The following is a 13,706-nucleotide window of genomic DNA, read 5'->3' as shown; positions in this document are numbered from 1 at the left end:
AATATCAGAACGCCACCTTTAGTCAATTTCCATTCGTATTCGAAGCGCCCATATTCCAGCTGCAGACACCAACACGGACTGCAAACACCAACCAGGAGAACTCAGATGACCAAGATCGCTCTCACCACCGCCGCCATCCTCATTTCCGTCAGCGCCGCTTTTGCCGGCAGCGACAAGTTTGGTTCGAACGACGCCAGCCAGCCGGCCGCCACCAGCACCGACGACACGACCACCGCTTCGATTCACAACCCCGATGCGGCCATCCGGAAGCCGGTCACACAGGGCAGCAACCGCGACCTCTTCGGCAGCCGCTGATCCCGATCGCGCTTGTCGCTGATCCCGATCGCGCTTGCCGCTGATCCCGATCGCGCTGTCGCTGGTACCGATCGCCCGACCGACCACCTAAATCCCAACCAGGAGTGCTTCCAATGACCAAGATCGCAATTCTCGGTGCCGGTGGCCGGCTCGGCCGCGTGGTCGCCAAGGCCTTCATCGACGCGGGCTACGAGGTCCGCACCGTCACCCGCAACGGCAAGGTACCGGCCGAACTCAAGGGCGCCACGGCCGTTGCCGGTGACGCTCTCGACCGCGAGGCCCTCATCCGCGCCACGCAAGGTGTCGATATCGTCTTCAACGGCCTCAACCCGATCTACACCGACTGGGGCAAGTGCCTGCCGATGGCGCAGAATGTCATGGCCGCCTGCCACGCGAACGGCGCACTGCACCTCTTCCCCGGCACCGTTTACAATTACGGCTCGCCGATGCCGGCGGTGATATCGGAAGACACACCCTTCCACCCGAGCACGCAAAAGGGCCGCATCCGCTGCGCCATGGAGGAGTTGTTTCGTCGCGAGGCCGACGCGAGCCGCGTCCGCACCATTCTTCTGCGGGCCGGCGATTTCTTCGGCGGCACCGGCAGCGGATCATGGTTCGACCTGATCGTTGCCGCCAAGATCAACAAAGGTATCTACACCGCGCCTGGCCCGGTCGAGCTCGTGCATGAATGGGCCTATCTGCCTGACTTCGCTGTGGGTTTCGTCGCGCTGGCGCGCAATCTGGACAAGCTCGGCTTCTATGAAGCGCTGAACTTTCCGGGCCACGCGGTCACCGATCTGCAGATCAAGGCCGCTGCCGAGAAGGCTATTGGTCGTCCGCTCAAGATGACTTCGATGCCCTGGTGGGTGCTGCGCGCTGGCAGCCCGTTCGTGGCGATGTGGCGCGAGATCGTCTCCATGTCCTACCTGCGCTTCGAGCCGCATCAGGTGGCTTCGATACGGCTGGAAGGCATCGTCGGCGAGATCCCGCACACGCCGTTGGATCAGGCGGTTGCTGAAGCTCTTGGCGATATCGGCATTGCCACCGTGGATGGCGTTGCGAAAGCTGCCTGACTCCCGCGATCACGGGCGCCGCCCCTCTGCACACTGAACAATCCACGAGAGGGCGCCTCAGAGCCGTCCCATCAACAGCAACACCATGAGCACCACCAGCACGACGCCGACAATACCCGACGGCCCATAACCCCAGGAGCGCGAATGCGGCCAGGCCGGCACCGCGCCGATGAGGACAAGGATCAGGACGATGATGACGATGGTGGTGATCGGCATGAGAAGCCCTCGCTTCGACGTTTCGCTCAGAGACAATGCAGAGGCCGCCCGGTTGTTCCGGGCGGCCTCTGCCGGTCAAATCGGCGATGGGGTCTATTCGGCGGCTTTCGGAAAGGCGATTTCCGGTTCGTCGCCTGCTTCCTGGCCAAGCCTGTCGGTCGGCGAAACCGTTCCCTTGCCGCGCCGGAACAGCCGGCGGAAAAACGCATAGAAGCGGCTGTTCTTGCTGCGCGTGAAAATCATCAGCATCGACGGCGTCACCACCAGCGTCAGCAAGGTGGCGAAGGACAGGCCGAAGACGATCGCCGAGGACAGCGAAATCCACCATTGCGTCGACGGCGCGTTGATCGTCGTCTCGTGATGGAAGATTTCCAGCCCAAGGCCGAAGGCGATCGGCAACACGCCGAGGATCGCCGACACGGCCGTCAGCACCACCGGCCGGGCGCGCTCGCGGCAGGTCTGCAGCACCGCGTCCATCTTGTCCCAGCCTTCTTCGCGCAGCCGGTCATAGGTGTCGATCAGCACGATGTTGTTGTTCACCACCACGCCGGCCAGAGCGATGACGCCAATGCCCGACATGACGATGCCGAAGGTCTCGCCTGTGATCAGCAGCCCCAGGAACACGCCAACCGTCGCCATGACCACGCAGGACAGCACCATCAGCACGCTGGTGAATTTGTTGAACTGCATCAGCAGCACCAGGAAGATCAGGAAGATCGCCGCCCCGAAGGCCTTGCCAAGGAAGGCGCTGGCCTCGGCGCTGTCTTCGTTCGAGCCGGCCAGCTTCCAACGTATGCCGCTGCCGAGATCCATCCCGGAGACAGCCTTGGTGACCTCCGCCTGCACGGCCGCGACCTGGGCGCCTGCGGCAACGTTTGCCTGGACGACCACCGTGCGCGCGCCGTCGATACGGTTGAGGATACCAACCGTCGGCTCCGGCTTGCGCACGACGAAATTCGAGATCGGCACCGAGCCTTGCGAGGTCTGCACCCTGAGCTCGTCGAGCGTCGACAGCGTGCGCCGGTCTTCCGGCAGACGCAGCCTGATGTCGACGGCGTCGTCGGCGCCGGCAGGCCGGTATTCCGAAAGCTTCAGCCCGTTGGTCACCAGTTGCACCACTGTGCCGACAGCGGTTGGGCTGATGCCATATTGCGCTGCCTTGGCACGGTCGACCTCGAGCGCCCAGTCGACGCCGGGCGGCGGGAGGCCGTCGGAAATGTCGATGACGCCAGGCACCTTGCCGATGCGTGCCGCAACCGCGCGCGCTTTGTCGTCGAGCCCCTTGGGGTCGACGGCCGAAAGCCTGATCTGGATCGGCTTGCCGGTCGGCGGACCGGCCTCCGGCACGCGCACCTCGACATCGACGCCGGGAATGCCGGCCATGACGCCGCGCAAATCGTTCAGGATCTGGTTCGCCGACTTGCGCTCGCGCCAATCTATGAATTCGTACTGGATGACGCCGACGACGTCTTCAGGGACATCCTGGCCGCCGCCTTGTGTCTTGCCGACGCGGGTGTAGACCGACTTGATGCCGGGCCAGCCGAGCATCCTGTTTTCGGCAATCTTGGTCGCCGTATCCATTTCGGCCAGCGAAAGGTTGCCGCGCGCGTGCACGTAGAGCAGGCCGTAGTCGGGCTCGACACTGGGGAAGAATTCGACACCGGCGCCATATTTCGAATAGGCAAAGCCGACGCCGAACAGCAGAGCGACCGTCAGCAAAACCACCGTAATCGGAAACCGCACCGCCTGCTTGACGATCGCCATGTACCAGCCGTCGCGATTGTCATCCTCATGATGCTCCGGCGCCTTGGCGAAGATCGCCCCCAGCGTCGGCGCGAACACCAGCGCATAGAGCATCGAGGCCGATAGCGTGACGATCAGGGTGATCGGCATGTACTTCATGAAGTCGCCGATGATGCCCGGCCAGAACAGCAGTGGCGAGAAGGCGGCTATGCGCGTCATCGTCGCGGCAATGACCGGACCGGCCATGCGCTTGGCGGCCAATGCGAAGGCTTCCGCCTTCGGCATGCCTTCGCTCATCCGCCGTTCGGCGAACTCGGTGACGATGATGGCATCGTCGACCAGCATGCCGACAGCCAGGATCAGGCTGAACAGCACGATCATGTTGATCGTGTAGCCCATCATCGCCAGCAGCAGGATGCCGATCAGGAAAGACGACGGAATGGCCAGGCCGATCAGCAGCGAGGCACGACCCGACAGCGCGTAGAGGATGACGATGAACACCAGGATGACGGCGATCATGACGTGGTTCTGCAGATCGCCGAGCAACTGGTTGACGAAGACCGACTTGTCCTGGGTGTAGGTGACGTTCATGCCTTGCGGCATCGTCTTGACGTAGGCGTCGGACACCTCCCTCACCTTGGCGAGCGTGTCGATCAGATTGGCGCCGATGCGCTTCTTGACTTCGATGGCGATGGCCGGCTTGCCGTTGAGGCGCGTAATCGTCGTGGCATCGGCGAAGGTCGAGCGGATCGTCGCGATGTCCTTGGCCTGCACCACGGCATTGGGGCCGGCGACCACGGGCAAGGCCGCCACGTCCTCGGGCGTCTCGATCAGTGACGGCACCTTGACGGCGTATTTGCCTTCCGAGCCTTCGATATTGCCGGCGGCGACCAGACTGTTGGAGGCCCCGACAGCGCCGATCAGCTGATCGAGTTGCAACCCGTAGGACGACAGTTTCATCGGATCGATGACGACTTCGACAAGATCGTCTCGCGAACCCTGCAACGAGCCCTCCAGGACGCCTGGCACTTCCTCGATACGGTCGCGCAGTTCGCGCGCGGCGGCGGTCAGCACGCGTTCGGGCAATTCGCCCGACAGGGTGACGACGAGGACGGGGAATTCGGAGATGTTGACTTCGGTAACGACCGGCTCTTCGGCCGCCTGCGGCAGGTCGGCCTTGCCGTCCTGGACCTTGGAGCGCGTGTCCTGCAAGGCCGTCGCCAGATTTGTCTGCGGCTGGAACTCGACCAGCACATAGCCGCCGCCCTGGAAGGCGGCCGAGCGCATTTCCTTGAGGCCTTTCAGGCTCTTCAGCTTGCTTTCCATCGGCCGCAGCAGAAGGCGCTCCGAATCCTCCGGCGAAATGCCCTGATAGATCAGGCTGATATACATCATCGGAATCGGAACGTCGGGCTCGGCTTCCTTCGGCGTCGACTGATAGGCGACCCAGCCGGCGAGCAGCAGGAAGACCAGCACCGAGATGGTCAGGCGGGCATTGTTGATTGCGAGTCTGACGATATCCATGGCTAACGCCTGTTCTTGAATTTCACGAGCTGCGTCGCAGCCAAGTGTCCCCGCCCGGGGTCTGTCCGCCGTATCCCATGCTACTGCGTGCCGGCGGTCGCTTCGCCCAGCAGTTTCTGGATGGTTGCCTGGTCGGCTTCGACCGGCTTGACCTCATCGCCTTCCTTCACCAGTTCCTGGCCGGCAACGATGATGCGCGCATCGGCAGGGATGCCGCCAAGCACCAGGCCGGTCGGCGTGTCGTCGACGAGGTCGATGGGGAAGAACGCAACCTTGTTGTCCTTGCCGACGGCACGGATGCCGAGGTCGCCCTTGTCGCCGAGCGTCACCACCGAGCGCGGCAGCAGCACCGCATCGGTCGGCAACGCGCTGAGTGCGATTTCCGCCGTCATGCCGGCCGGCACGGAGCCGTCGGCATTGGGGACGGCAACCTCGACGCGGAAGGTGCGGGTCGCCGAAGAGGCGTCGCGGCTGATGTAGCGCACGGTGCCTTCGACAGTCTGGCCGCTGACCAGCCGTATGGTGGCCTTGTCCCCGAGTTTCAGGTAGCCGAGATCGCGCTCGCTGACTTCGCCGCGGGCAATCACCGGATCGAGCTTGAGGATGGTTGCCACCTCGCCGCCCTGCATGATGGAACTGCCAAGTTCCACCGGCACCCGGTCGATAACGCCGTCGAAGGGCGCCTTCACCTCGTTGCGGTCGAGTTCGGCCTGTGCCGTTTCCAGTTGCGACTGCGCCGAGGTCAGGTTCGAGCGCGCGGTGTCGAGCTGCAGCTTCGGCAGATTGCCGGTCTTCATCAGCCGCAAGGCTGCGTCCAACTCGGCCTGGCGCTGCACCACCAACTGCTTTGCATTGTCGACCATCGAGATCTTTTCTTCCGCCGCAAGCATCAGTACCAGATCCCCCGTCTTGACGTGATCGCCTTGCTTGACAGGCAGCTTGTCGATGACACCGGCGACGCGCGTCGCCAGCACCGCCCGCTTGTCGGCTTCGGTCAGCCCGGAAATGCGGATGGCGCGTGCATAGGTCTTGCGTGGCGGCGTCACCACCGCAACGGTGCGCAGCGGTGCCTTCGGCTCGGCTTCAGCCGTCTTCGGCTTGGCCGCGTCCGGCGCCTTGGCCTGTTCGGCTCCGGCTGCCTTGGCTTTGTTGGCGGCTACGCTGCCGACCGACGAAAACTCGCCTGTCGCCATCCACGCCGCGAAACCAATGAGCACAACAATGGCTGCAAGCTTGTGAAACCTGATTCTCGGCATCGTCGTTGTTTTCCACTGCGGGTTCGGCCAGCGTCCTCATAACGCGGGCGCGTCGCCGATATGGGTGCGCGCCAAGCCGTGTTCAATTTGCCGTGATCGGCGAAGCGCGCTTCTACATCAAAGTTGCACCGCAATATAGTCTGAAAGTTGCAAGATCATTGCCCCGGCGGACAAGATGCGCCCGCCGCGGCCCAGTCTTCGATCGCTTGATAGGTCGCTTCGGCAGAGCCCGGAGCCGGTTCACGATCCGGCCCCGGCGCCCAGCCCCAGGCGACCAATCTGTCGTCGCGAACATGCAGCGCGATGTCCTTCAAGCTGCGGTTGCCATTGCGCAGGGGATCCCTGATCTGGGCGCAGATTTCGGCCGAGGATTTGCCGAACCAGGCCATCTCGGCCGGCGCCAAATGCCAGTTCTCGGCCCCGGGCGGCCCGTGCAATGCCTTGGAATTGCTGGAGAAATGGCAAGTCGTGCAGCGCAGGCCCGGATTGCCGAAGCCCGACCCGTCAGCACCGCGCTGGACATTGAAGGCGTGAACGCGCGTACCGCGATAGTGCGCACCCGACCATCGCGGCCGGTCGTCCGCGACATGACAGTCGGCGCAGCGCGGATGCGAGAACACCGCATAGACCTTGTCCCATTCGGGCAGGCCTTTCGCCGCGTCGACGGTCGCCGGCGCCGGCGTCTGGCTCTCTTGCGCAATCGCAAACGGCGCTGCGAGCACGAGCATGGCAGCAGGCGTCAGCATGATGAGGAGCTTCTTCATGCGAAGGCCACCGTTTTCGACAGCGGCAGCGTGCGGATGCGCTTTCCGGTGAGCGCGAAGATGGCGTTGGCGAGTGCTGGAGCCGCCGGCGGTGTGCCGATCTCGCCGACGCCGCCCATCTTGTGGAAATTTTCCAGGATGGCGACTTCGAAGACCGGGCACTGGAAGATCCGCATGGCATCGAAATCGTGGAAGTTCGACTGTTCGACCATGCCGTCGGCGAAGGTGATTTCCTGACCCATCGCCGCCGAAAGGCCGTAGATGGCGGCGGAAATCAACTGCGCCTCGATGATGCCGGGATCGAGCGCGGTGCCGACATCGGCGGCGATCCACACCTTCTCGATGCGGATGCCGGCCGGCGTGTCCGCCACCTGAACGATCTCGCCGACCCAACTGCCGAAGGACAGCGTGAAGGCCATGCCCTTGGCCTTGCCGGCGGGCAGCGCCTCGCCCCATTTCGCCATCGCGGCGACTTTCTCGACCACCTTCACCGCCGAGGGATAGGCGGCCATCAGTCTCTTGCGCATCTCGACCGGATCGATTTTTCCGGCGACCGCGATCTCGTCCATGAAGCCCTCATGGAAGAAGCCGTTGACCGAACTGCCGACCGAACGCCAGGAGCCGACAGGGATGGAGACCGGCGCCGCGATACCCCTGACCCGATAATTCGGGATCGTGTAGGGCTGGTCATAGGCGCCATCGACAATGGTCTTGTCGGGACCGAGCGGCGATACCGAGGGGAACAGCCGGCGCAGCGTACCGGCAATCACCGATGGCGAGGCCATCTTCATGTCGACCGCGATCGGCATGCCATCGTCACCGAGCCGCGCCTGGAACTTGCCGATAGCAGCCGGCCGATAGGCGTCGTGCCGCATGTCTTCTTCACGCGTCCACGTCACCTTGATCGGGCGTCCGCCCGTCTCCTTCGCCATCAGCGCGGCACACAGCGCGTAGTCCATCTCGACGCGCCGGCCGAAACCGCCGCCCATGAAGGTGGTGTGCACATTGATCTTGTCCTGCTCGATGCCGACCGCGTTGGCGCAAAGCTGCCGCACCAGGGTCGGCGCCTGGTTGCCGCACCAGATGTCGAGCGCACCGTCCCTGAACTGTGCCGTGGCGTTCATCGGCTCCATCGTCGCATGCGCCAGATAGGGCACGGCATAGTCTGCCTCGATGATGCTTTCGCGCGGCGCGTCGGCAAAGGCGGTTTCGACATCGCCATTGTCGCGCATCACCGACCCCTTGGTGGCAAGCGCCTGCTTCAGCACATCTGAAATGGCGGCGCTGCTGAGCGGATATTCAGGATCGGACCACTGGGCGTCGATCGCCTCGGCCGCCTTGAATGCTGCCCATGTATTATTCGCGATGATACCGAAGCCATGGCCGTAATTCGTCTCGAGCGGCACGATCTTGATCACCCCAGGCATTTTCTCGGCTTTGGAGAGGTCCGCCTTGACCGGCTTCGACCAGAAGCGCGGGCTCATCTTGACCGTGCCGTAGACCATCTCCGGCAGCCGGACATCGATGCCGAAGATCGGCGCCCCGGTGAGCTTTGCCAGCATGTCGATGCGCTTCTGCGGCTTTCCCAGCAGCTTCCAGTCGGCCCGGTCCTTGAGCCTGACTTCGGCCGGCGGCGCCATCGCGGCGGCAGCCGCGGCGACCGCGCCGTAGGTCAGCGATTTGCCGGACGCCTTGTACAGGATCGAACCGTCGGCCGTTTCCAGATCGGCCGCCGCGACACCCAGTTTTTGCGCTGCCGCTGCGACCAGCATCTGCCGGGCAGCGGCACCCGCTTGCCGCATCTTGTCAAAACCGTCGCGTGTCGAAGCCGAACCGCCGGTGCCCTGCAGGGCAAGGAATTTGCCGACCACACCGAGACCGGAACGCACCGCCTGCGCGGTCAGGCTTTCATCGAAGAAGGCGAACGGACCGCCCTCCTCGAGGATCGCGGCGTTGTAATAGGCATGGGATGCCGGTCCATGCTCGACCATGACCCGGTCGAGCCCGACGTCGAGTTCCTCTGCGACCATGGCCGCAAGCGTCGTCGAGATGCCTTGCCCCATCTCGGCGCGCGGCGCGACGATGGTGATGGTGTTGTCGGCGCCGATTTTCACATAAGGGTTGAACGTCGCCTCGCCCTTGCCAAGCTCGGCCTCGAGCGGGTTCGGGAACGGCTTGCGATAATAGTAGTAGCCGACGGCAACGCCGCCAGCGACAGCGGCAGCGCCAATCAGAAACGTGCGGCGGGCGATCTTTCCGACCCTGGCCATGGTCAGAGCCCCGCCGTCTTGAGCGCCGCGGCCTTCTTGATGGCCGAGCGGATTTTGGGATAGGTGCCGCAGCGGCAGAGATTGCCGCCCATGGCGTTGTCGATGTCGGCATCGCTTGGGTCGGCGACTTCATCGAGCAGCGCCACCGCGCTCATGATCTGGCCGGCCTGGCAGTAGCCGCATTGCGCGACCTGTTCCTCCAGCCATGCCTGCTGCACCGGATGCAGTCCGCCTGCCGTGCCGATGCCTTCAATGGTGGTGACGGCGCCGCCGACCTCGCCGACGGGAAACGAACAGGAACGCACCGGCTGACCGTCGACATGCACAGTGCAGGCGCCGCAGGCGGCGATGCCGCAGCCAAACTTTGGCCCGGTCTTGCCAATGAGATCGCGCAGTGCCCACAGCAGCGGCATGTCCGGATCGGCGTCGATATCGAATGACTGACCGTCGACGGTGAGGCGCATGGGGATACCCTTTGTTGTCGTCCACTGCCAAGGGCGAAGCGGCCTCCCGGCCGTTTCGCTCCGATACAGATTGACAAATTTCGTCATTTTGTCAATTAGGATTTTGCAGGATAGAATTGCTCGATGAACCAGATCGAAGACATCGCCACCGCCGATCCCAAACGCGCCCGTATTCTGGATGGCGCGATGAAGGTGTTTTTGGCCTATGGCTTCTCGCGCACCACCATGGACGACATCGCCCGTGCCGCCGACATGTCGCGCCCGGCGCTCTATCTCCTGTTCAAGAACAAGACCGACATTTTCCGCGCCATCGCCATGATGATCCTGTCGCGCTCGGTCGAGGCGGCAAGATTTGCCCTAGCCGGCGATGGCCCTTTCAACGAGCGCATGATGCGAGCCATCGATGAGGCCTTTATCTCGATGATGAGCGCGGTCGTTGCTTCGCCGCACGGCGCCGAATTGCTGGACATGAAATCGAGCCTTGGCGATCTGGTGGGCTGCTGGCGCGGCGGGCTTGGCCAACACATCGGCGCCGCGATAGAGGGCGAGGCAGCCAGGAACGGCGTCGATCTGGCGGCCAGGGGCCTGTCGGCGCAACTGCTTGCCGACATGCTGCTCGACGGGCTGGAAGGCATGAAGGCGCGGATCAGAGATCCGGAGGGGCAGCGGCAGGCAGCCGCTGCCCTGATCAGGGTGATCGACCTGACCTTGAAAGCATGATTGCGGACCAATCGATGCACATCGATTGGTCGCTCAGGCGCGCCGGCGCTCTGCCTCCGGGTTCTTGCGGGCCGCAAGAAATTCCTTGACCCGCCGGCCGGGTGCCGGACCGCGTACCGGCTTGAAGCCGTCATCCAGTTCGCCGGAGAGATCGAGCGTCGGTCGCTTGCCGACGGCGTCGTAATTCTCTTCCAGCCAGTCGCTGGCGGCGGTGCGGCCGAGATCTCTGAGATAGGTCAGGAACGCCCATTCGGCATTGACCTTCGAGGACGCCGACAGGTCCTTGAACGCCTCGTCGGCATCGATGCGGTGCATGCGGATGTCGCGATACTCGCCATGCGGCAGACGGTCGGCGGCGATCAGCTCCTTGACGAAGGCAATCGAGCGGAATTCGCGCAGCAGCCCGGCGTTGAAGGTGATCTCGTCGATGCGGTTCTGGATCTCGTTGGCGCTTCTTGGTGTTCCCTCGCGCACCACCGGATTGATCTGCACCAGAAGCACGTCCTCGGTCGCAGCCGTCTTGAAGAACGGATAAAGCGCCGGATTGCCGCCATAGCCGCCATCCCAATAGGGCACGCCCTTGATCTCGACGGCGCGGAACAATTGCGGCAGGCAGGCCGAGGCCATCACCGTATCGAGGTCGATCTCCCCGTCGGAAAAGACGCGCAACTGTCCGGTCTCGACATTGGTCGCCGAGATGAACAGTTCCATCGACTTGCAGGCGCGGACGTTCTCGAAATCGATCTCCTGCTGCACCACGTCGCGCAGCGGATTGAGGCCGAGTGGGTTGGCGACATAGGGCGAGAACACCCGCGACATGGTATCGAAGAAGAGATAGCCGGGCGTGTTCTCGATCGACCAGTTGCCCCAGGCGACGTCCCACGGCATGCGCTGCACCGGGCTGAACCGCCCCTTGGCCGCCACCGCGCGCCAGAAATCGTCAAGTTTTTGCCGCGCCCCTTCGACACCGCCGCGCACATATCCATCGGCCAGCGCCACCGCGTTCATGGCGCCGGCGCTGGTGCCGGACACTGCTGATATCTCCAGCCGTCCGTCCTCCAGCAGCCGGTCGAGCACACCCCAGGAAAAGGCCCCGTGCGAGCCGCCGCCCTGAAGCGCTACGTTGATCTTCTTCGTCTCCTCCGCCTTGCCGTTCTTGGTCATGGCGTCGTCCTTGATCTATCCCTTTGGGTGGATGAGAGAGTTTTGCGCCTCACGCGGCGGTCCAGCCGCCGTCGACCGAGAGATGCGTGCCGTTGACCTGCGCCGCCGCGTCCGAGCACAGGAACACCGCCGCTGCCGCGATCTGCTCCACCGTGACGAATTCCTTGGTCGGCTGCTTGTCCAGCATGACCTCACGGATGACGGTCTCGCGGTCCATCTGATGGGCTTTCATCTGGTCGGGGATCTGCGCCTCGACCAGCGGCGTCAGCACATAGCCGGGGCAGATGGCGTTGCAGGTGATTTTTTCGCGCGCCAGTTCGAGCGCAACGGTTTTGGTCAATCCCATGATGCCGTGCTTGGCCGAGACATAGGCCGATTTGAACGGCGACGCGACCAGGCCATGCGCCGAGGCGATGTTGACGATCCGGCCGCCGCCGGCCTTTTTCATCAGCGGGATGGCGGCCGCGATGGTGTGGAACGCCGACGACAGGTTGATGGCAATGATGGCGTCCCATTTCTCGATCGGGAACTCTTCCACCGGCGCGACATGCTGGATGCCTGCATTGTTGACGAGAATATCGACCGAACCGAATGTCTCGGCCGCCTTGGCGATCAGCGCCCGGCATTCGGCCGGCTTCGACATGTCGGCCTTGATATAGGCCGTCTTCACCTTGTGCTGTCTGGCGATCGCGTCAGCGATGGCGTGGTCGGCAGCCGTGTCGGAGAAGGAGTTGACGACGACATTATGGCCTTCGGCCGCCAACGCCTCGGCGATGGCCAGGCCAATGCCCGATGTGGAGCCGGTGATGACTGCGGTTTTTCTGGCGGCCAAGGTCGAAATCCTCTGGTTGCGGCAAGAGCGATCTTATGTTGCAGTGCAGCATATATGCTCAATGCGACGCAATAACAGCGGCCAGAATTTTTCGATGAGATGAAATTTTCGTCATGAGCGGCCACACGGCCGCTCACCAGGAGGATCCTGATCGGATCGGTGTCGCTCGCCAGGCGCCGAAAGAACCTCAGGCGACCAGGTCCGGCACCGGCCCGACATAGCGCGACTGCGGTCGGATCAGCCGTCCAGTCGTCTGCTGTTCACGCGCATGCGCGATCCAGCCGGCCACGCGCCCGGCGGCAAAGACATTGCTGAAAGCTTGCGGCGGAAAGCCCGCCGCTTGCAGCACCAGCGCGGTGTAGAACTCGACATTGGTCTGCAGCGAACGCTGCGGCTTGGCGATCCTAAGCACCTCGAGCGCCGTTTGCTCGACGGTCTCCGCAAAGGCCAGCCGGCGACCGGTTTCGCCCTCGCCGCCGAGTTGCCGCACGACGGCCTTCAGCACATCGGCGCGCGGATCGCGCACACGGTAGATGCGATGGCCGAACCCCATGATGCGCCTGCCCTGCGCGATCTCGTTGCGCAGCCAGCCGGCGGCATCGCCATGCGCCTGGATCGCATCCAGCATCTCGATGACGGGGCCAGGCGCGCCACCATGCAGCGGCCCTTTGAGCGCGCCAAGCCCGGCCAGCACAGAGGATGTCAGGCCGGCCTGCGTGGAGGCGACCACGCGCGTCGCAAAGGTCGATGCGTTGAGGCCGTGGTCGCAGACGGTCACCAGATAGGTGTCGAGCGCTTTTGTGAGCGCCGGCGAGGCGACGCGGCCGCCCAGCATCCTCAGCATGTCGGCGGCATGATCGGTGCGGCTGTCCGGCGCGATCGGCGCCTCGCCGCGCCGCAGGCGCAGCAGCGCCGGCGTCAGCACGGCGGGCGCCGCGATCAGCAGCAAGGCGTCGGTCAAGGTCTCGCCATCCGGCAGCTGCGCCATGCCGGCGCGCATGGCGCTGTAGACATCGAGCGGCGCCAGCGAAGGCAGCGAGGGCAAGAGCCGTTCGAACACGTCCGCACGCGCCTGTCCCAGCGTCCGCGTCAGTTGCGCATCATCGGGAAGGTCGTTGAAGAAGCCGTCGAGCAGCAGCCGCATCACCTGCGCATAGTTCCAGCGGCCGGCCAACTCCGGCAGCGAATGACCTCGGATCGTCAGACGGCCGCCAAGACCATCCACATCGGAAAGCACGGTTTCCGCCGCCACCACATCATCGAGCCCATTCGCCATAGCCTGTCTCCTTGAAGCATTTCCGGATCGGAGATAGAGATGGGCAACGTTTCCATCAATCTTGATCAATAGAATCAATATCAGGGCTC

At 63.7% G+C, this 13,706-nt stretch carries 12 protein-coding genes; 3 read left to right on the top strand and 9 right to left on the bottom strand.

What is annotated here, in order from left to right; genetic code table 11:
* Nucleotides 1-105: 105 nt before the first annotated feature.
* On the top strand, nt 106-315 hold the full coding sequence (locus RPF88_RS26920) for a DUF680 domain-containing protein (RefSeq protein ID WP_063169177.1): 210 nt from the start codon (nt 106-108) through the stop codon (nt 313-315).
* Nucleotides 316-428: 113 nt separating this feature from the next.
* Nucleotides 429-1,388 (top strand): SDR family oxidoreductase, encoded by a 960-nt coding sequence (locus RPF88_RS26915; protein WP_337123496.1) that lies wholly within the window; start codon nt 429-431, stop codon nt 1,386-1,388.
* A 57-nt stretch (nt 1,389-1,445) separates the two neighbouring features.
* Here RPF88_RS26915 and RPF88_RS26910 read toward each other — a convergent pair whose 3' ends face one another.
* The 6 genes from RPF88_RS26910 to RPF88_RS26885 form a co-directional block, all read right to left on the bottom strand.
* A complete protein-coding gene (locus tag RPF88_RS26910; protein ID WP_013529196.1) occupies nt 1,446-1,604 on the bottom strand; it encodes a DUF3309 family protein in 159 nt (52 codons plus the stop codon).
* A gap of 93 nt (nt 1,605-1,697) precedes the next feature.
* Nucleotides 1,698-4,871: an efflux RND transporter permease subunit gene (locus RPF88_RS26905; RefSeq protein ID WP_127366518.1), complete on the bottom strand. Its 3,174-nt coding sequence runs from the start codon at nt 4,869-4,871 to the stop codon at nt 1,698-1,700.
* A gap of 80 nt (nt 4,872-4,951) precedes the next feature.
* Nucleotides 4,952-6,127 carry an efflux RND transporter periplasmic adaptor subunit gene (locus RPF88_RS26900; protein ID WP_013529194.1) on the bottom strand — a complete coding sequence of 392 codons (1,176 nt, stop codon included), beginning with the start codon at nt 6,125-6,127 and terminating at the stop codon, nt 4,952-4,954.
* A gap of 155 nt (nt 6,128-6,282) precedes the next feature.
* Nucleotides 6,283-6,891: a hypothetical protein gene (locus RPF88_RS26895; protein ID WP_063169180.1), complete on the bottom strand. Its 609-nt coding sequence runs from the start codon at nt 6,889-6,891 to the stop codon at nt 6,283-6,285.
* Nucleotides 6,888-9,161, bottom strand: a complete 2,274-nt coding sequence (locus tag RPF88_RS26890) for a xanthine dehydrogenase family protein molybdopterin-binding subunit (protein WP_337123495.1) — start codon at nt 9,159-9,161, stop codon at nt 6,888-6,890. Before RPF88_RS26890 ends, RPF88_RS26895 begins: the two co-directional genes overlap by 4 nt.
* A 2-nt stretch (nt 9,162-9,163) precedes the next feature.
* Nucleotides 9,164-9,625: a (2Fe-2S)-binding protein gene (locus tag RPF88_RS26885; RefSeq protein WP_063169182.1), complete on the bottom strand. Its 462-nt coding sequence runs from the start codon at nt 9,623-9,625 to the stop codon at nt 9,164-9,166.
* A gap of 123 nt (nt 9,626-9,748) precedes the next feature.
* Here RPF88_RS26885 and RPF88_RS26880 point away from each other — a divergent pair, with 123 nt between their 5' ends.
* Nucleotides 9,749-10,345, top strand: a complete 597-nt coding sequence (locus RPF88_RS26880; protein ID WP_027162498.1) for a TetR/AcrR family transcriptional regulator — start codon at nt 9,749-9,751, stop codon at nt 10,343-10,345.
* Nucleotides 10,346-10,378: 33 nt separating this feature from the next.
* Here RPF88_RS26880 and RPF88_RS26875 read toward each other — a convergent pair whose 3' ends face one another.
* From RPF88_RS26875 to RPF88_RS26865, 3 genes are all read right to left on the bottom strand, one after another.
* Complete coding sequence (locus RPF88_RS26875) at nt 10,379-11,509, bottom strand: patatin-like phospholipase family protein (protein ID WP_337123494.1); 1,131 nt, start codon at nt 11,507-11,509, stop codon at nt 10,379-10,381.
* Nucleotides 11,510-11,558: 49 nt separating this feature from the next.
* A complete protein-coding gene (locus tag RPF88_RS26870; protein WP_442921288.1) occupies nt 11,559-12,341 on the bottom strand; it encodes a 3-hydroxybutyrate dehydrogenase in 783 nt (260 codons plus the stop codon).
* A 187-nt stretch (nt 12,342-12,528) separates the two neighbouring features.
* Nucleotides 12,529-13,617 (bottom strand): citrate synthase/methylcitrate synthase, encoded by a 1,089-nt coding sequence (locus RPF88_RS26865; protein ID WP_337123493.1) that lies wholly within the window; start codon nt 13,615-13,617, stop codon nt 12,529-12,531.
* Between the last annotated feature and the right edge of the window lie 89 nt (nt 13,618-13,706).

The organism is Mesorhizobium sp. ISC11 (assembly GCF_037162595.1).
In the GTDB taxonomy this organism is placed as follows: domain Bacteria; phylum Pseudomonadota; class Alphaproteobacteria; order Rhizobiales; family Rhizobiaceae; genus Mesorhizobium; species Mesorhizobium ciceri.
Note: the sequence above shows the minus strand (reverse complement) of the source record. Positions and strands in the feature narration are given on the sequence as shown.

Excerpts from the sequence above, each read along its gene's own strand:
- RPF88_RS26875 (WP_337123494.1), bottom strand. The coding sequence starts at position 11,509 with ATGACCAAGAACGGCAAGGCGGAGGAGACGAAGAAGATCAACGTAGCG.
- RPF88_RS26920 (WP_063169177.1), top strand. The coding sequence starts at position 106 with ATGACCAAGATCGCTCTCACCACCGCCGCCATCCTCATTTCCGTCAGC.
- RPF88_RS26880 (WP_027162498.1), top strand. The coding sequence starts at position 9,749 with ATGAACCAGATCGAAGACATCGCCACCGCCGATCCCAAACGCGCCCGT.
- RPF88_RS26895 (WP_063169180.1), bottom strand. The coding sequence starts at position 6,891 with ATGAAGAAGCTCCTCATCATGCTGACGCCTGCTGCCATGCTCGTGCTC.
- RPF88_RS26905 (WP_127366518.1), bottom strand. The coding sequence starts at position 4,871 with ATGGATATCGTCAGACTCGCAATCAACAATGCCCGCCTGACCATCTCG.
- RPF88_RS26885 (WP_063169182.1), bottom strand. The coding sequence starts at position 9,625 with ATGCGCCTCACCGTCGACGGTCAGTCATTCGATATCGACGCCGATCCG.
- RPF88_RS26915 (WP_337123496.1), top strand. The coding sequence starts at position 429 with ATGACCAAGATCGCAATTCTCGGTGCCGGTGGCCGGCTCGGCCGCGTG.
- RPF88_RS26910 (WP_013529196.1), bottom strand. The coding sequence starts at position 1,604 with ATGCCGATCACCACCATCGTCATCATCGTCCTGATCCTTGTCCTCATC.
- RPF88_RS26900 (WP_013529194.1), bottom strand. The coding sequence starts at position 6,127 with ATGCCGAGAATCAGGTTTCACAAGCTTGCAGCCATTGTTGTGCTCATT.
- RPF88_RS26890 (WP_337123495.1), bottom strand. The coding sequence starts at position 9,161 with ATGGCCAGGGTCGGAAAGATCGCCCGCCGCACGTTTCTGATTGGCGCT.
- RPF88_RS26865 (WP_337123493.1), bottom strand. The coding sequence starts at position 13,617 with ATGGCGAATGGGCTCGATGATGTGGTGGCGGCGGAAACCGTGCTTTCC.